Annotated in this window: 12 protein-coding genes; 9 read left to right on the top strand and 3 right to left on the bottom strand. The window is 45.3% G+C overall.

The annotated features are described in order from the left end of the window. Positions 1 to 63: 63 nt before the first annotated feature. From EKN16_RS17325 to EKN16_RS17315, 3 genes are read right to left on the bottom strand one after another with little or no spacing between them, the layout of a single operon-like run. Complete coding sequence (locus tag EKN16_RS17325) at positions 64 to 1752, bottom strand: extracellular solute-binding protein (RefSeq protein ID WP_164522846.1); 1689 nt, start codon at positions 1750 to 1752, stop codon at positions 64 to 66. A gap of 60 nt (positions 1753 to 1812) precedes the next feature. Further along, positions 1813 to 3039, bottom strand: coding sequence for a response regulator transcription factor (locus tag EKN16_RS17320; RefSeq protein WP_125659823.1), 1227 nt, complete (start codon positions 3037 to 3039; stop codon positions 1813 to 1815). Positions 3040 to 3057: 18 nt separating this feature from the next. Further along, positions 3058 to 4812, bottom strand: coding sequence for a sensor histidine kinase (locus tag EKN16_RS17315; protein ID WP_232016550.1), 1755 nt, complete (start codon positions 4810 to 4812; stop codon positions 3058 to 3060). A 230-nt stretch (positions 4813 to 5042) separates the two neighbouring features. Here EKN16_RS17315 and EKN16_RS17310 point away from each other — a divergent pair, with 230 nt between their 5' ends. Genes EKN16_RS17310 through EKN16_RS17270 form a run of 9 tightly spaced genes read left to right on the top strand, consistent with a single transcriptional unit; the run spans position 5043 to position 18513 of the window. After that, entirely contained in the window at positions 5043 to 6470 is a 1428-nt protein-coding gene (locus EKN16_RS17310) for an ABC transporter substrate-binding protein (protein ID WP_125659817.1), read from the top strand. Positions 6471 to 6495: 25 nt separating this feature from the next. Continuing rightward, complete coding sequence (locus EKN16_RS17305; RefSeq protein ID WP_125659814.1) at positions 6496 to 7632, top strand: ABC transporter ATP-binding protein; 1137 nt, start codon at positions 6496 to 6498, stop codon at positions 7630 to 7632. Then, positions 7629 to 10598, top strand: coding sequence for an extracellular solute-binding protein (locus tag EKN16_RS17300; RefSeq protein ID WP_125659811.1), 2970 nt, complete (start codon positions 7629 to 7631; stop codon positions 10596 to 10598). The genes EKN16_RS17305 and EKN16_RS17300 overlap by 4 nt, the downstream gene beginning before the upstream one ends. Beyond that, positions 10591 to 11523, top strand: a complete 933-nt coding sequence (locus EKN16_RS17295; protein ID WP_125659808.1) for a carbohydrate ABC transporter permease — start codon at positions 10591 to 10593, stop codon at positions 11521 to 11523. Before EKN16_RS17300 ends, EKN16_RS17295 begins: the two co-directional genes overlap by 8 nt. Continuing rightward, positions 11520 to 12380: a carbohydrate ABC transporter permease gene (locus EKN16_RS17290; RefSeq protein ID WP_232015823.1), complete on the top strand. Its 861-nt coding sequence runs from the start codon at positions 11520 to 11522 to the stop codon at positions 12378 to 12380. The genes EKN16_RS17295 and EKN16_RS17290 overlap by 4 nt, the downstream gene beginning before the upstream one ends. Positions 12381 to 12422: 42 nt before the next feature. Continuing rightward, positions 12423 to 14435 (top strand): YIP1 family protein, encoded by a 2013-nt coding sequence (locus EKN16_RS17285; protein WP_125659805.1) that lies wholly within the window; start codon positions 12423 to 12425, stop codon positions 14433 to 14435. Further along, positions 14428 to 16647: a DUF5696 domain-containing protein gene (locus EKN16_RS17280; protein ID WP_125659802.1), complete on the top strand. Its 2220-nt coding sequence runs from the start codon at positions 14428 to 14430 to the stop codon at positions 16645 to 16647. The genes EKN16_RS17285 and EKN16_RS17280 overlap by 8 nt, the downstream gene beginning before the upstream one ends. Continuing rightward, on the top strand, positions 16640 to 17536 hold the full coding sequence (locus EKN16_RS17275) for a carbohydrate ABC transporter permease (protein ID WP_125659798.1): 897 nt from the start codon (positions 16640 to 16642) through the stop codon (positions 17534 to 17536). Before EKN16_RS17280 ends, EKN16_RS17275 begins: the two co-directional genes overlap by 8 nt. After that, positions 17533 to 18513, top strand: coding sequence for a carbohydrate ABC transporter permease (locus EKN16_RS17270; protein WP_125659794.1), 981 nt, complete (start codon positions 17533 to 17535; stop codon positions 18511 to 18513). The genes EKN16_RS17275 and EKN16_RS17270 overlap by 4 nt, the downstream gene beginning before the upstream one ends. The last annotated feature ends 71 nt before the right edge of the window (positions 18514 to 18584 follow it).

The raw sequence follows: 18584 nt of genomic DNA, 5'->3' as shown, positions 1-18584 counted from the left end.
AGATTGCTTGGTCTTTCAAGGTTTTTTGCTTTGTTCATGTAAAAAGTGATCGTCTCACGCTCATCATTCAAGCATTTTTTCCACGGTTTGGTATCGACCATAATCCTCTTTCAGAATGGCCAGAAATCCTGCCTCAACAGCTTGCTTCATCATCTTCTCATACATGACAGTTACATCGGCATCGCTAGTGCTGGTCATGACGATTCTGGCTTCTCCTTCTTCAAATAGCTTATCTAGCCCTGCTCCTTTCTCCGCTCTCTCTGGACCAGGGGCAAGATTCTGAAGAATATCGTAAGATATGTCCATATATACATCGCTGGAATACATTTTATTGGCGAGTAGACGAATAGGATCGGGCTCGCCGGATTGATCTAGAATTAAATTCCGCGTGTATTTCAAGACGCCGGACAAACCATACTGCCAGGCACCCAGCACATCGCTTTCCCATGCCGGGTTTTCAGCTTTCTTCATCGCGGCGAGCTCGGGATTGTCGATTAGCTGCCCCATCTCGTCGATATACCAGCTGCCATTTTCTTTGGAAGGCGGACCGAAGGTTACCGTTGCCCAGCCTTCATCACTGGCCATCCAATCCAGGTAGTGGAACAATCGCTCAGGATCGCTTACTTTTTTACTGATTATAATAGCAGAACTGCCTAACCTATTGATCCGCTCCATTTCGCTATTTCCAACGCCAGGGGCTTTAGGCAATGGCATCGGAACGTATTTTGCCTTAGGATCGAGCTTCTGCAGCATTGTATTCATGGATGTAATCTCCCCGGGCCTTAGATTGGAAAGGCCTACCCTAGGGGTGGGGATATAGTTGTAAAACGCATCTTCCCAGTCCGTCTTATAAGCTTCCGGATAAATAAGTCCTTCCCTGTAAAGCCTCGCTGCATATTTCAAGTAGCTGAGATATTCCTTTGTTTCATGATAATCGACCATCCGTTGCGCTTCCTCATCAACCGCAGTTCTGTACTTCCAGATGCCAAACATCGCACCAATATGGGAACGGATTTCTGCCCCCCTCCAGAAGGGCATGTAAGGAATGACCTGCTGTCCATTCCAATCAGGCATTTTCTTGAAAGCGATCAGCATCTCGTAAAAATCTTCCGGTGTTGTTGGAACTTCCAAATGCAGCTTCTCAAGCCAATCTGCACGAACGATAAAAACGTTATTAACCTCAATTGTAAGCTCATCAATCAACTGCTCGTTGACAGCGAAGTTTGGCAGCACATAGAGTTTGCCATTACTCGGATTGCGGTAAGAATCTATAATGGTCGGGGTCAAGTATTTCATGAGATTCGGGCTATTGTTGAGATAGGGCTCAATATTGAGCAGCATTCCGTTATCAGCCATTTCGTGCGGGATTTGCAAATCGGGCAGCATGCCGGGACCTACTCCGAATTGGATAATATCCGGCATTTCACCTGATGCGGCAAACAGGCTGATTTTCTTCTTGATGTTCTCACCAGATGACCACACGAATCTATCAACGTTTATGTTAAACCGACTTTTGATGTATTTCGCATATTCCGTACTCGGCCCATTCTTGGGGCCTGTGTAAATCGTTCCCTGATAGGCGGAAATAACCATTTCGTCATTTTTTGCTTCCAGCGATGCTGCCGTCCCGTCAGGATCAGGTGAAGTTGCCGGATCAATAGAAGAATCGGATTGACATGCTGAAAGCAACAGTAATCCCAATAACAATGCAAGAACGGCTCTCTTCAGAGGCCATAGGCTATTTCTGATCATTCGCCAGCGCTCCTCTTCCTGCTTGTCTATGTCAATTAAACAGATCATTCAGATTTCATCTTATTGGTTTGATCTGTAGTCTCGATATTCCATCGGGGTCATGCCGCATTGTTTCTTGAACAAGGTGCTAAAATGAGCAAGATTACGATAGCCGACTTTCTCGGCGACCCTGTTGACGGTTGCGTCAGGCTTCAATAGCAATTCCATAGCCGTTGTTATGCGAAAATCAATTAAATATTTGTTAATGTTTTTGCCAGTTGCTTTCTTGAATAGGGAATTCAAATAATTGGGCGACATGAACACTTCACTGGCGATATCGTTCAGAGTAATGTTGTCCATGTACCTTAACCGGATAAAGCGTTTGACGTCCGCAACAATTCTGTCTAATCGTCCGAATACATCATCGGCTCCGGTCACGTCCTCATAAAATACGGGATGGATACGTCCGACCATAGGAAGTCGTTTCTTGGCTTCCAATACTTCTTTACAGCCGTATGCCAGATTCAATAAATGGGAGAAAGGTCGACTGACACAAATGGCCACATCGGATTGAAGCCGGGCGTTCACCCGATCTTTCAGTTCAACCGCGATCGCCTCCAGATCTTCGCGTCTGTTGAGATGAGCTTGATCTTCATTGATGAGAAGTATGAGTTCCCCCGGGCGATTGCGAATGATATACAAGTTATCGGATAAGGCATGATCCGTTACCGAAGTGGCCTCGAAATCAAGAAGGATGACGGCAAAACAGGACTTATCGAAGTAGAGTCCGTAGTATTGTAGTCTTTCGTTCAAGGTAAGCTCGTCCTGGATCCGTTCGTTGATGATATCCTGCAATAGCTTTTCTTCGAAAAAAGGTCGTGTTTCATCCAGCTTGGATTGAATGATCCGGATTTGCTCGTCGCGGCCCTTCTCATCCATGCATATTAGGGCAACCTGGCGAATCGTATCCGTTATTTCGCGAAAGGTATAGGGCTTCAGAATATAGGCCAATACTTTGGATTTAATCGCTTCCAGCGCAAAATTAAAATCTTCATGCCCGGAAATAAACACAAGCTTGGTTAATGGATAATCGCGGTTCACTGCTTTGGATAACTCGATTCCGTCAACGATCGGCATCTTGATATCAGTCAGAACGATATCCGGATTATGTTCTACTATCAGCTCCCAAGCTTGCTTGCCATCTTCTGCAGCACCAACGACGACGATACCCAAGTCGTTCCATGGAATGCTCCGGACTAATCCTTCTCTTTCAAAGGCAGCATCTTCGGCAATTACAATCTTCAGCATAGTTCCACCCTTTTTCTGCTATTGGATTTGTCTTGTGGTAGGGATCGTAATCGTTACTTTGGTTCCGAGGTTCTCGGCACTGCTTATAGACAATCCATATGTAGAACCAAAATAGAGCTTGATCTTGCTATCAATATGATAGAGTCCATAGCTTCCTTTGTCATGAATTGACGTTAGCAACGAAGCAGCCTCTGATTCGGGCATCCCTGTGCCATCATCGCTAACTTCGAAATAAATATATTTGTCGGATTTCTTGATGTCGATCGTAATAATGCCTCTTTTGCGCTGCTTCTCTATGCCGTGTTGAATGGCGTTTTCTACGATCGGCTGAAGCACCATCTTCGGGAGGAGGTAGGGCAGTGCTTCCGGATCGATTGAAAAACGAAAATCGATATTGTCCTTCACCCGGATTTTCTGAATGTAGATGTAGGATTTGATGTGCTCAAGCTCTTCATTGACAGTAACGATTTCTTTGCCGTTGTTAAGACCCGTGCGATAATATTTGGCCAACGCATTGATCGCCAGCGAAATATCGTCGGCGTTCAGACTCATCGCCATCCAGTTAATTGTAGATAAGGTGTTGTACAGGAAATGGGGGTTTATTTGGGCCTGCAATGCCTTCAATTGGAGCTCAAACTCCCGGGTCTTCAGTTCGCTCATTTCTTCCATGTTCTTGTTCAGTTTGCTCAGCATCATATGGAAGACACGATTCATCTTGCCAATCTCGTCATTGCTCTCCATATCGAGCTGGATGCCAGGCGTTCCCCTGCTGACCTTCAGCATCTCAGAAGTTAATAAGCTGATTCTCCTGGTGAATAAACGCGACAGGAAATAAATAATGGCTATACCTAACAGAATAAGCAGGATGGCCATACGTATGTTATAATCTCTGACTTCATTGGATATTTGCAATGCACCCTGGATCGGCGTAATTCCGACGAGCGTGGAGTTCCTGTGGAGCATCTTATCGTACACGACGAAATAGTTGGTCCCGTCTATATTCTCGATGAAAGAGCCCGATTGCCCATTCAATTTACGGGAGAATCGGAAGGGCTGTCCGGGCTTCTCGGCCAAATAGTTATTCAGGCTATAAATGATGGTCCCGTTCAGGTCCAGAACGAACACATTACCTTCCTTAAATAATTCAAGATTGCTGATCTGATTGTAAATAAAGGTAGGATCAATTTCGAGCGAGAGGATGCCGTAAACCGAGTTGTTGGCAGAGTTCCTGAGCGCTTTGGCAGCAACCAACTTGTAATAGGAGCCATTGGGCAGTTCGAGTCTGCGCTGAACCCAATGCACGCCTGCTGCGCTATATTTCAATACTTCATCTTTCCAGAAGAGATCGGTAATGTCTGATACCGGATATACGATTCCAGAGAAAGTATTCTGGTTGAAGAGGTAGATGTTGATGTCCGGCATGTTCTCATACGTATTGAGGATGGATTCAACAAAGTCCTTAATGCGGTTATTGGCGATATATTTATCGAATGCCGTTTGATAGGAGCTAGTTAATAATTTCTGAAATTCATCGCTAATATAGAGGGTATTAATGATGCGTTCGTAATTTTTAATCTGAAGCTCTGCGGTTACATTGGCCTGTACGAGCATTTCTTTGTAGGCATTATTGGATAGTTCATCCAAATAGCTCTCTGTTTTCTTGAAGGAGAAATAGCTGATATTGAGAACGAATACAGCGATCAGGATGCTGAACAAGATCAGCATTTTGTAACGCAGCTTAACGCTTCGAAACCAGTTCTTCATGCTGTTCATGCTCACCTAGTATGCAAACCTCCTTCATTAAGGCCCTTAAGCATCTATTACAACTATTACAGTTAAGGTTTGAATTTAGTATATCAGGAAAATATTCTCATGCGTATGAATCGGTTTAATATCGTGAGAAAACAAAAATAATCGTTGTATTCTATCGTTTCTGTCAATTGGATGGACTGCTATAATGTTAATTAAAGACGATTGCAAACGCTTCCATAGGGGTGGTTCAAATGACTAGTATCAAGAGAAAAGCTTATCGGCTCTTATCACTTGCATTCGTTCTAGTAGTGGTTATCGCTTGCGGTGGTAATGGTAACAATGCATCCGGAAGATCTGCTGGAACCAGTCCTGCCGGCGCGGAGTCGGTTCCGAAAAGCGATGTGAAATTAACCTTGTGGCACTGGAAGGTCGGTTTCGATCCAGGGCTTAAAGCTGTGGCGCAAAAATTCAAAGCAGATACGGGGATAACGGTTGAGACTCAAGCGATTACTCCCGATCAAACTTATGTGCAATATTTGCTTGCTGCAGCAGCTGAGGGCACGATGCCCGATATTTACTTGTACTGGTCAACAGCAAGCGCAGGCGTAGCGGCCTTAAGTGGCATAGCAGCGAATTTACAGGGCGAGCTCGAAGCCGACCCGGCGTGGAAGAACAGCTTCTTGGCTACCGGATTGAACGAGGTAACGATCTCTCAAGCGCATGTTGATGCATGGCAATCGAATGTGAACATGGGTGCGTGGTACAAGGATAGAAAAGTCGGAGAAGTGTATAATTTACCAATCGATATTGGTTCGAACTATATCATCTATGCTAATGCGAAATTGCTAAAGAAGGCTGGAATTCCACAGACGGCGCCTGTTTCGATCGAAGCGTGGATTGAAGATATGAAGAAAGCCAAGTCCGCAACAGGCGTTCCGGCGTTAACGTTCGGCGGCAGGTATGCAAGCCTTTATCAAAACTGGTTTGCCGATTTCATCGATTATATGAAGAATGGCCCGGAATCCTATGCCGCGCTAATGACCGGCAAAGAGAATATGATAGACCCGAAGCACAGTCATATCGGAGATTTCCTAGAGACGATGAGCAATAATGAGCTGCTCGTTCCGGGGGTGACGATGCTGGACATTGATCCGAGCGATCAATTATTCGCGAATGGGCAAGCCGTTTATTCAATTGGAGGTACGTTTACTTATGCATCGTTACTCACAATGGGGATGAATCCGGCGGATATTATCAGCTTCAGAGTGCCGGCTTATGAAGGTTCGGTTAACCCGGATGCGAAAGCACCGCTTATTCCCTTAACATCGGCAGCAGTAACTGAAGCTGGTCCGTACAAGAAGGAAGCCATTCAATTTGTGAAATATCTGACTTCGCAAGAAGGACAGCTTCTCTATGCGAATGCTGCTGTCAGTATTCCGGCGATAAAGCTCGATGATACATCCTTACTTAATCCGACGAGCAGATCAATGCTTGAAGCGATAAGTTTGGAAGACACTTGGTGGTCACAAAATCTAAGGATCGTGATAAATGTGTGGAATCAGGAATGGAACAGTTATTACGAGGAATTGCAGAAGGTTATGCTCGGCAAATCAACGGCAGCCAAGGCGAATGCAGTATTCGACAACTTGATGACCAATAAATATGCGAATAAACCTTAAAAATTTAGATAAAGGAGGCAAATGAATGGGGACAGTGTCATTTCGCCATGTGTACAAGGCTTATAAAGGGGAAGAAAATCCTTCTGTAAAAAATTTTCATTTGGAGGTCGGCGACGGAGAGTTCCTAGTTCTTGTCGGACCTTCAGGCTGTGGCAAATCGACTACGCTGCGCATGTTGGCTGGACTTGAAGAAATTACGGATGGAGAAATATACATAGACGATAAGTTTATAAACTATGTATCTCCTAAAAATCGCGATATTGCGATGGTATTTCAAAATTATGCCCTATATCCCAACTTGTCGATCTATGAAAATATCGCTTTAGGATTACGGCTCCGTAAAGTTGATAAGCACGAGATTGAGTTGAAGGTAAACCGGGTGGCCCGGGCATTAGAAATTGACCACTTGCTTGAACGGCGTCCCAATCAATTATCAGGGGGGCAAAAACAGCGTGTCGCTTTGGGCAGGGCAATGGTGCGGGATCCGAAAGTATTTCTAATGGATGAACCGCTGTCAAATCTGGATGCCAAGCTCAGAGCGCAGACTAGAGCGGAACTGATTCGTATGCATGCCAACCTGCAAACGACAACCGTCTATGTTACACATGATCAAGTTGAAGCGATGACAATGGGGACCCGTATTGTCGTCATGAAATCGGGTGAAATTCAGCAAGTGGATTCTCCCCAGCAACTATATGATTACCCTTCGAATATGTTTGTAGCAAGCTTCATAGGTACACCGCAAATGAACTTCGTTCAAGGGCGCTTAACCCGTGAACAAAATCGATTTTATTTTGAAACAAAACGATGGAGGCTGCCGCTTCCAAGTGCTTTTACATCAATGCTGGAAGCAAGTGAATTCAAAAAAAACGATGTCGTGCTTGGCATGCGCTCGGAGCATATCCAGTTGGAAAACGAATGCAGGGTGACAGAGGCGGAATGGGTCATTGAGGCCAAGATTGAAATGAAGGAGTTAATGGGCTCGGATACGTATTTAACAGCAGATGTCAGTCATGACAAGTTGACGTTGCGCGCGGAATCTCATACGGACGTCCAGATTGGCGATCAAGTTCGTATTCATCTTAGATTGGACAAAGCTCATTTGTTCTCCGGCGAGACAAAGCAGTCAATCCTTTATTCTAAAGGGGTCAATCACTTATGAACAGAAAGGCAATACGGTTGCCGATGCGACTTGTTATATTTCTACTCATTTGTACGGCGATTGTACTGTTCTATGCCATTCGTTCATTTTGGTTCGAACAGAAGCACTATGAGCCTGCAGACGTTGCAATTTTGAACTTGCCGGATGCCGATCAATCCGCTATTCCCACCTATAACCAGAAGCTTCAACAATATGACAGCCAAGGTGTGCCTAATACTACAAACGTCCGGATCGAGCTGAATGCAAACAACCTAAGTCAAAGATCCAATGAGGGTAGCATTGAAAAAGTACATCATGATGTACTCGGCAAGGAAGTGCTGCAATGGAAGAATGCGGAAGGTTGGATTGAATGGGAAGCGGACATTAAACAAGAAGGCCTGTATGAAATTCAAATTCAGTATTCACCGCTTAAGGGTACTTCATCTTCCATTATGAGAGGATTGCTCGTCGATGGAGTTACCCCGTTTCAAGAATCAGCAAGAATCGAATTGGATCGAATTTGGAAGGATGCGCAATATCCTTATGCCAAAAATGCAATCGGAAATGAGATTCGCTCCAAGCAAGTCGAAGTTGAAGGCTGGTATGTGAAAACCGTTAGCAACTTTGAAACCGATTCAAGACCGATGCGCTATCATTTGATGAAAGGTCGTCATCTCATTCGGATGACCGGTGTTCGCGAGCCTGTTGCGATCGGCAGTCTAATCATTAAATCACCGGATTCTATACCTGCCTACGCATCCTATGTAACTACACACACAGAGCAAAAAAACGAATTGGAATGGTATTCATTAATTGAAGCAGAACAATTTACCCAGAAGTCCAATATTGGGATTCAAAAATATTCTGTAAGTGAGGCAAATATTTCACCTGATCCTAAAGGGCGGCTGGTATACAATACGCTAGGTGCTGACCGCTGGAAGTTTCCGGGTCATTGGGTGGAATGGGGGGTTAAGGTACCGGAGGATGGCTGGTATGCAATCGATGTTAAGTACCGCCAGAGCTATCAGGGGCGAACAACTGTATATCGTACGATTACGATCGATGATCGAGTACCTTTTGAAGAAATGCTAAGCTACCCTTTCGCTTATAGTCGTTCTTTCAGTTTGGAAACGCTAAAAGATAGGGGCGGCAATCCGTATTTGTTTTACTTGGAACGAGGCAGTCACACGCTTCGCATGACAGCAGACTCCTCTCCAGTGAGACCTGCACTTCAGGCTTTGTATGTAACACTTGATCATTTAAGGGAGTTCGATCGGCAGATCCGAACCGTCATTGGTGATTATAGTCAATTTCAAGCGGCCAATTCCGACGTAAATCGGACATGGGATCTTAAACGTAATATTCCCAATATCGAACAGCAAGTTACCTCTTCTGTCGTTGAGATGGAAAATATAGTTCGCTATATGAATGGGCTTAATGGTTCGGAAACCGACCTCACTGCAGCGATCGAACAATCGATTATTACACTTCGCGAATTTTTACATGACGTGGATAAAATTCCGAATCGATTAACGGAATTGACTGCGATCCAGTCGAAAATCGGGACATGGTTGACTTCAGTCGATCAGCAACCGCTCCTGCTCGATTATATCGTAGTTAGAACTCCTGAAACAAAAACTGGCTTAAGAATATCCAGAAAATTCGAAAAATTCAGTTATTCGATAGGTGACTTTTTCCGATCGTTTTACCTCGCGTACAACTCGAAATCGGAAGATAAGGAAAAAACAATCGACGTATGGATGAATCGGGGACGCGATTATGTTGATTTGTTGCAAGATTTAATTGATCAAGATTTTACGCCGAATACGGGCATTAAAGTGAATTTGAATTTAATTCCTAATCCGAATGTGCTCGTGCTTGGCAATGCGGCAGGCGAACAACCGGATGTGGCGCTCGGCATCGCGATGGATACACCTGTCGAATTTGCGATGCGCGGTGCGACTGCCAATTTGCGGCAATTTCCGGATTTTGAAAAGGTCGTTACGCGGTTCCATCCCGGTGTCATGCGTTCATACACGTTAGACAACGGTATATACGGCCTGCCGGAAGTGGAAAATTTCCCTGTTTTTTTCTACCGGACAGATCTGTTTGAACAATTGAAACTTAAGCCCCCGGACACATGGGATGATCTCTATGACATTTTACCGACGCTGCAGGAAAACTTTATGACCTTTTATTATCCACCCAAAGATTTTACGCCTTTCTTTTATCAGCGAGGGCTGGATTTTTACTCGGCAGACGGGATGAATACGACGCTGCGCAAAGAAGAAGCCATTAAACCATTCAAGCAATGGATGGACTTGTTTGAGAAGTATTATTTACCGCTTGAAGTTCCTTCGTTCTTCAATCATTTCCGCTATGGAGATATTCCGGCAGGCATTGCGGACTTCAATACGTACGTTCTGCTATCCGTAGCCGCGCCTGACATTGCGGGTCATTGGAAAATCGCTCCGCTTCCTGGCATGAAACAGAGTGACGGAACGGTTGCGCGTTGGTCTCCGCAGGCAACGACCAGTATGCTCATGATGGAGAAAAGCAGTAAAAAAGAAGAAGCGTGGCAATTTATGAAGTGGTGGTCGTCAACTGAAACGCAGCTGCGTTATGGGCAAGATATTGAATCTTACTTCGGGCTGGAATATCGTTGGAATTCCGCGAACATGGAGGCGCTTCTGCAATCCCCTTGGCCATCGGACGACTTGAAAGCAATCGCTGAACAGGCCCGTTGGGTAAAAAATGTACCCGTTGTACCGGGCTACTACTTCTTGTCACGTGAAATGGATTTTGCCTGGAATCATGTGCTGCTTGACGGGATGGCGGAGAAAGAAGCGCTGGATCGGGCGGCGGTGTCGATTGAACGGGAAATGCGCAGGAAGCAATCCGAATTTGGTTATGATTCCGATCGCAATCTGAATATTCCTCAAATGGATAAACCGTACGATTTGTATAGGAGGTCGGAGCATGACTAGCGTAATACGCGGATTTCGGCAGCTGGCCTTTGATTGTTGGCGAAGCCGTATATCTTATCTTTTTCTAGCTCCGTTCATGATCTGTTTCATCATCTTCATCATTATTCCGGTTGTGATGGCAATATTGCTTAGCTTCACCTCTTACAACGCATTCGAGACGCCAAAGTTTAGCGGTCTTAGCAACTATATCGCACTGATTACGCAAGACTTGGTGTTCTTGAAGTATGCGCTGCCGAACACGCTGAAGTTTGCCTTGTTCGTTGGTCCAGGCGGGTATGTGCTCTCTTTTATATTCGCCTGGCTTATCTATCAATTGCCCAAAAAAATGCGGGATTTCTATACACTTGCTTTCTACGCGCCTTCGCTTGCGGGAGGTACGGCCTTGACAGTCGTATGGGCAGCAGCGTTTAGCGGCGACAGGGTCGGGTACTTAAATTATTTGCTGCTGAAATTTGGTTTTCTGGATCTCCCTGTCGTCTGGCTTCAAGATCCGCGCTATTTATTGAACATTATGATTATCGTTTCGTTATGGATCAGTTTCAATATTGGGTTTCTATCGATGTTAGGCGGTCTTGCTACCGTAAATCCGGAGCTGTATGAAGCGGGGCGCATTGACGGCATTACGAATCGTCTTCAGGAAGTTTACTTCATTACAATCCCGTCGATGAAGCCGCAAATGCTGTTCAGCGCGGTGATGACGATCGTTACAACGCTTAAGGCGGGGCAAATTTCGGTACAGTTGACCGGACTGCCCATTACGCCAAGATATTCCGGACACTTAATTATTAACCACGTTGACGATTTTGCATTCCAACGTTATGAATTGGGCTATGCTTCGGCGATTTCGGTTGTGTTGCTAGTCATGTCCTATTTGTTAATGCGGTTTTTCTACCGGATTCTGAAGACGAAGGAGGGAGAAGAGTGAGCATTATTCGATTGCGCAGCGTTACTCCATTCAACTTCACGATATATGTCATGCTGTCTGGTCTCGCTCTATTTATGGCATTGCCGCTTGTGTTTATTTTTAATCACGCGTTCAAGCCGCTGCACGAAATGTTCCTGTTCCCGCCGACGTTCCTTGTCCGTCAGCCGACGACGCAAAATTTTATGGAGCTTTTCCAAGCCAAGACGGTGGATCTCGTACCGTTCACCCGTTATTTGTTCAATAGCGTATTCGTGACGGTGGTCAACGTTTTGAGCGTTATATTGGTCAGTTCAATGGCCGCCTACGCGTTTTCCAAACAGCGTTTCCCGTTCAAAGCGTTTTTGATGTCGTTAATAATGATCGCCCTTATGTTTGCGCCCGAAACCGTATCGATTCCCCGATACTTGATTGTCGGATATTTGGGCATTGTGGACACCTACTTTGCACATATTTTACCTTCTTTGGCTTCGCCGGTGGCGGTTTTTCTGCTCATTCAATTTATCGGCCAAGTGCCTAATGAATTGATTGAAGCAGCCAAATTGGATGGCGCAAGCGAATTCGGCATATTTTATCAGGTTGTAATTCCGCTCGCGATGCCGGCAATTGCGACAGTGGCGATTATTACTTTTCAATATGCTTGGGTCGACATCGAAGGCTCTACATTGTTCATTCATGATGAGACGAAAAAAACACTGTCTTATTACGTCACAACGCTAATCAGCGGCAATGCCAATGCCGTGGCAGGCCAGAATATTGCTGCGGCGGCAGGTTTGCTCATGTTCCTGCCTACTTTTATCATGTTCTTGCTTTTCCAAGGGAAAGTGAACGAAACGATGGTGCACTCCGGTCTCAAGTAGGCATGCGCATCGTCCAAATTAGCTAAACAAGTGGGGAGTAGCATGATTAGAACGCTGAGAGTCTTGATTTGCTTAATCGCATTTATGATCCTATTGCCGACAGTAACCGGCGCCGTGCCGTATCGAACTTATTATGTAGATGGCACAGGTGAATATTACCGTATTCAACCACTCTATGTACCGGACGGCGTGCTTGACTATCCGTTTAAAGAACCGGTGCATGTCCACATCGGCCAGAATGATCAAGTATTCGTCTTTGACAAATCGTTAAGTAAAGTCCTCGTATTTGACAGCAAGAGAACGTTGGTGCGCGAGATTGGCGATGAGGATGGAGAAGGGCGATTAAACGCTCCCGAAGGGGGATTCGTTCACTCCAACGGGGATATTTATGTAGCAGACACAGGGAATCGACGAATTGCTGTTTTTAGTGCGGAAGGTCGGTTTCTACGCGCATTCGGGAAACCGGATGCCACGATGCTTGGAGATGCCTTTCAATTTGTGCCGACCAATCTTGTGGTGGACCGGCGCGGCGTAATGTACGTAACGGTTCGTGCTTCAGATCAAGGGTTAGTTCGTATCAATCCCGATGGTCAGTTTCTTGGATTTTTCGGTGCGAATAAGTCATCTCCTTCTTTTCTAAGTTGGGTAAAGCGATTAGTGCTGACGAAAGAGCAATTGGAGAAAGAAGTTGCGAACAAACCGCGTCCGATCGCCAACATCGCGATGGATCAGGAAGGATATTTGCTTAGTGTAAGCCCGGGGATCGAGATGGCCGGAAACATCCGGAAATTGAACGCCGGAGGAGCGGATGCGCTGAAAAATATCGTATTAATTAATTCCTGGAACATTGTTGATGTTGCGGCGGATGCAAATGGCTTTTTATACGGTCTCGAACAAGCGAATGGAGAAGTGACGGTTTATGATCCGAAAGGCAATGCCTTGTTTGTCTTTGGCACTAAACAGCAGTTCGCGCAAGTGAGAGGTCAATTCATTTATCCAACTAACATTGCGATCAATTCGCAGTTTGAGTTAGCAGTCGCAGATAGCGGACTGAAAGTGGTGCAATTGTTCAAACGAACCGCTTTTGCGACAGATATATTGACCGCAAGCGACTTGTACTATAAAGGCAGATATGCCGAAAGTGAAAGCTACTGGAATAAGGTATTGCAGCAAAACGAGATGTTTGATATTAGCAGCCAGGGGTTGGGCCGGATCGCGCTGCTTAAAGGTAATTATGAAGAAGCGCAGCGCTTGTTCCAAAGCGCTTATGACGTCAATGGTTATTCAGAGGCATTCTGGAATACGCGAATCGATCGGATTAAAGCGGGAATGATTCCGGCCATAGCGATAATTCTGTTTACGTGGATCCTGTACCGCCTATTGCGCAAAAAAACAATATTACTTTGGCGCAACATTGCTTGGCCTGATGCGGTAAGGCGTTACGGGGGGGAATGGAAAACGTTCTGGTATTGTTTCTTCCACCCTTATGAAGGCTACTACCAATTAAAGGGCAAAAAGATATCATTCGTTTTTATCCTTTCCATTCTATTGCTGACGATTTTGGTCAGAGCAGCAAATGTTTATAAAAGCGGCTTTATTTTTCACCCGGTCGACCGCAGTACACTCAATTTGGGTTTCGAGCTGCTGTTCATTTTTGTTCCATGGTTGACCTGGATTATTGCGAACTACCTCGTTTGCAGCGTCAAAGGCGGAGAGGGGCGTTTGCGGGAAGTATTGCAAGCGAGTACGTTTGGACTATCGCCTTACTTGTTGATTTCCGTAATTATCATTCCGCTATCGAACATCGTAGTACTGGAAGAAATGATAATCGTGAATGTAGTTTCTAAAGTGATGTTGTTATGGACGGTGGCGCATTTCTTCGTGATGACTCAAGTGATTCATAATTTTGAATTTTTAGAGACATTAAAGAACACAGTGATTACGACGTTTACGATATGTATCATTTGGTTTTTCGTCATCGTGATTTCCGGAATGACCTACAACCTTTACGATTTTGTTTTCCAATTATATAAGGAGGTCATGTTTAATGCTTAGACTCCGTGCACGACGCCGCAACGAGTTGTGGATCTTGGCAGCAGCGCTTGGAGTCGTACTGGGGATCACGGTTTGGATTAGGCTGACACCTCAAGCATCGATACTGCAAGTGATGAACATTGAAACTCCTGTATTTGAAAAAATGGGCATGATCGACGCCCCTGCCTGGACACCAACTGGACAAACAGATGTTTACGGCTTCTATACCGTGCTGGATCAGGAAAATTACGCTTTGCGCCTACATCCGGAATCTACGCAAATTGCGCTTGTCGATAAGCGTAATGACCGTATTTGGTACAGCAATCCGCATGAAGAACAATTGCAGGAGGAAACCGTCAAGGGGCTGCTGCTCTCGAACTTGCAATCGCCATTTATTATTGAATACTACCAGAATGCAGACAACAAAAATAATCGACGGGAGCTGGCAAATGTAAAGTCGGCGAATCTGGCCAAGGAAATCGTCGTGGTCGGCAATCAGCTGCAGGTCACGTATACATTTCCGAAAGAAAAGATCCGCTTTGCGATCATTTACGAGTTGACCGACAATGGTCTGAAATTGTCAGTACCTTCAGCCGGCGTCATGGAGGAAGGAAGTTATCAGATATTAGCATTGAGTGTGCTGCCGTATTTTGGCGCAGCCCCGGCAGGAAAGGACGGGTATTTTCTTGTGCCCGACGGACCGGGCGGATTAATTCGCTTCTTGTCCAATCGCGATATGATCGGTCAAGGCTATGCAGGCACGATTTACGGGGAAGAAGAAACGAATCGACTCAATCAATTAAACGGCGAAACGGTACATTATCCGATTTATGGGGTTAAGCAAGGTGAGAGCGGGTTCCTGACGATTGTTGACGACGGCAAATTCGAAACGCGAATTCGCGCTTACGCGCCGGGCGTGCAGTCGAATTTGTACAGCGTGTATCCTCAGTTGACTTATCGTGAGGAGTATTTGCGTAAAGTGAGTCGCATCGCACCGCCTGTGAAAGCGATCTACAGCAATCGTGCCGATGTAGACTGGTCGATTGAATATCGGATGCTGAGCAATGGAAGCGCCGACTATGTCCACATGGGAGAAGCCTATCGGAATGTATTATTGGACAATCACATGCTGGGCGAGCGCCTGCAAGCAGTAAAGCATGTTCCGCTTTATCTGACGCTTGTTATGGGAGATTCCAAAAGGGCGTTTAACCAGAATATTTATACGCCTGTCACAACGTTCGAACAAGCCGAAAGGATTGCTAGTGAACTCACGGAACGAGGCGTTAAAAACCAGCGAATCATGTTGGAGGGATGGCAGCAGGATGGCTCTTACGATACAACGGATCGCTTTCCTATTGAAAAGGGGATCGGAGGTGCAGCCGGTGCCAAAAAGTTTATCGCCGATATGCATGAAATGGGTCACAAGGTCGTGTTTGCGGACGATTATGTGTGGGTGGATGACCGGTCTTCCATGAGTCCAAGAGGCAACGGCGTTATCGGAATAGAAGAAACGGTTTATTTTAGCAAATTCGATTATTTTATTATGAAACCGCTGCAAACCATGAAAGAAGCCTATCGCAGCATGAAGGAGTTCGTGGATCTTGGGGCTGACGGCGTACATCTTAATGAAGTAGGCAACTTCGTGTTCCGTGATTTCGATCCGAAACATCCGCAATATCGACAAGAAGTCGCCTATTATCAGCAGCAATTGCTGGCTTATATGAAAGATAAGTTCGGCGATGTCAGCATTTCAGCCGGGAATGATTATGCGTTGCCCGCCATCAGCCACATAACAGATATGCAACTGTGGAGTATAGGCAATTTTATTGTGGATGAGACGGTACCCTTTTATCCGATCGTGCTGCATGGCTATATTCCTTATACGGCTTCGCCCGGTAATTTGCGCGATTTGCCGGTGGACGAATTTCTACGGGGGATTGAATATGGGGCATTGCCTGCATTTATGCTGACGTACGAGACATCCAAAAATTTGCGTGGTACTCCGCATTCCTACGTGTTCACAAGTCTTTATGATAATTGGAAAGATAAAGTTGCAGCAGAATATGAGGCATTTCAACAGTTGGCACGCGTCTATAACCAGCGGATCATAGGTCATGCTTCCATTGCGCCTGGTATATACAGGACTACGTATGAAGACGGAACGAGCGTCATCGTCGACTACAATCGCGGCAGCTTCAAAGTTGATCTCGTAGGAGGTGAAGGTCATGAGTAGTCCCAGGCGGAAAAGAAAAGAACTGCTGATGTATCGATGGAAACGCTACGGTGTCGGCTATCTTTTCGTGCTGCCATGGCTGCTGGGATTTCTGTCCTTCATGGCCTATCCGATCGCGGCCTCGCTCTATATGAGCTTTCATGATGTTCGGGTTGGCGGCGGTCAATTCAGGATGACATGGAAAGGGTGGGCCAACTATCACTACGCATTTGTTAAAGATAACGTTTTCCCGGTAGAACTCATTTTGTACATGCAGGAAATGCTGCTCATTATTCCGATTATCGTTATTTTTGCGCTGCTGATTTCATTGTTCTTAAATCAGGAATTCCCGCTGCGATTTCTGTACCGAGGTATTTTTTTTCTGCCTGTCATTTTTGCTACAGGTCAAGTGTTAACGGAGTTGTTCTCCCAAGGCGCAGGGGAACTGCCGTTTATGAAGCAATACAATCTTGAGAACCTTGTCCAACAATATATCGGCCCGCAATTTGCCGACCCCGTCCTAAGTGTATTAAGTCGAACAATCATTATCCTTTGGTATTCCGGCGTGCAAATTATTATTTTTTTGGCAGGATTGCAGTCGATTTCCCGCTCGGTCTATGAAGCGGTATGGATCGACGGTGCTTCGCCATGGGACAGTTTCTGGAAAATTACTTTGCCGAACATGGTTCCTTTTATTAGTCTTTGCACGATTTATACGATCGTGGAATTGTTCACGTTTCCACTAAATCCGGTCATACGCCACATTCGAACAAATATGTTCGCGGTGGAAACAGGCTATGGCTATTCGAATGCCCTGGCATGGATTTACTTCGTCTTCATTTTGCTTTTATTAGGATTAACGATGCTCGTATTCAGACGCATCGTTAATTTGCGGGAGGGAAAACGATGAAAGCGGAAAAAGCGGTTCGATCATCCATGAATACGATGGTCAAGTTCACCCGCAGCCGTAAGGGTCAAAAGTTGAAATTGCATATTATTGGCAGACATCTGAATGACGGGTGGATTGCGAAAATCGCCATCTTGTTTCTGCTGTCAGTTGTTTCCTATCTCTATTTGCAGCCATTGTTCTATATCTTCTCTACGATGTTTAAATCCGTGAGCGATCTGATCGATCCAACCGTTAAATGGATCCCGCGTACGATGCATTTGGATAATTTTCGAACCGCATGGGACGGTCTCATGTACCCGGTTGCCTTTACAAATACGCTAGTCATTGCATTGTCATGTTCAATTATCCAGGTATTCATGTGTGCAATAACCGGTTATGGATTGGCCAAATTTCCATTCCCCGGACGCGGATTGATTACCTTATTAGTCATGCTGACTTTTATCGTGCCGCCGCAAATTATCGTTCTGCCGCTTTACATCGTGTACAACAAGTTTGGCTGGCTTGATTCACCGCTCGTTTTCATTGTTCCAGCTATTTTTGGGCAGGGGATGAAGAGCGCATTATTTATCTTTATTTTCCGGCAATTTTTCAAGGCCCAACCGGCATCGCTGGAGGAAGCGGCCATGCTCGATGGGGCTTCTGTATTTCGGATGTTCTTCCGAATTATGCTGCCGTTAGCGCGATCGGCTTGCCTTGTCGTCTTCCTGTTTTCATTCATTTGGTATTGGAATATGCACTACGAGGCCGCGATGTTTTTACCGAAAAGCTATCCGACATTAGCCATCAGTCTCAACCGAATGGAAGAGAATTTGGCGGGTTTGCCGCTGCGCTTTGCCACGGTCACGAAGGTAGATCCGATGACGGAAGGGATTAAGATGGCCGGTGCTTTTCTCATTATCATACCTCCGTTACTTATCTACATGATTGCGCAGCGCTGGTTTGTACGCGGGATTGAAAGGTCGGGAATTATCGAATAACAGCTAAACTTTTTATTTCTAAATAGAAAATATTTTTATTGACAGAAAATAAACTTGTGTATTAGATTGAG

This window comes from Paenibacillus baekrokdamisoli, from assembly GCF_003945345.1.
Taxonomy (GTDB): domain Bacteria; phylum Bacillota; class Bacilli; order Paenibacillales; family Paenibacillaceae; genus Paenibacillus_Z; species Paenibacillus_Z baekrokdamisoli.
This window is presented reverse-complemented; position numbering and strand designations above follow the sequence as displayed.

Bases quoted from the DNA above. Each gene is read 5' to 3' on its own strand.
- EKN16_RS17300 (WP_125659811.1), top strand. From the start codon at position 7,629: ATGAACAGAAAGGCAATACGGTTGCCGATGCGACTTGTTATATTTCTA.
- EKN16_RS17315 (WP_232016550.1), bottom strand. From the start codon at position 4,812: ATGAACAGCATGAAGAACTGGTTTCGAAGCGTTAAGCTGCGTTACAAA.
- EKN16_RS17305 (WP_125659814.1), top strand. From the start codon at position 6,496: ATGGGGACAGTGTCATTTCGCCATGTGTACAAGGCTTATAAAGGGGAA.
- EKN16_RS17285 (WP_125659805.1), top strand. From the start codon at position 12,423: ATGATTAGAACGCTGAGAGTCTTGATTTGCTTAATCGCATTTATGATC.
- EKN16_RS17325 (WP_164522846.1), bottom strand. From the start codon at position 1,752: ATGATCAGAAATAGCCTATGGCCTCTGAAGAGAGCCGTTCTTGCATTG.
- EKN16_RS17280 (WP_125659802.1), top strand. From the start codon at position 14,428: ATGCTTAGACTCCGTGCACGACGCCGCAACGAGTTGTGGATCTTGGCA.
- EKN16_RS17295 (WP_125659808.1), top strand. From the start codon at position 10,591: ATGACTAGCGTAATACGCGGATTTCGGCAGCTGGCCTTTGATTGTTGG.
- EKN16_RS17270 (WP_125659794.1), top strand. From the start codon at position 17,533: ATGAAAGCGGAAAAAGCGGTTCGATCATCCATGAATACGATGGTCAAG.
- EKN16_RS17320 (WP_125659823.1), bottom strand. From the start codon at position 3,039: ATGCTGAAGATTGTAATTGCCGAAGATGCTGCCTTTGAAAGAGAAGGA.
- EKN16_RS17275 (WP_125659798.1), top strand. From the start codon at position 16,640: ATGAGTAGTCCCAGGCGGAAAAGAAAAGAACTGCTGATGTATCGATGG.
- EKN16_RS17310 (WP_125659817.1), top strand. From the start codon at position 5,043: ATGACTAGTATCAAGAGAAAAGCTTATCGGCTCTTATCACTTGCATTC.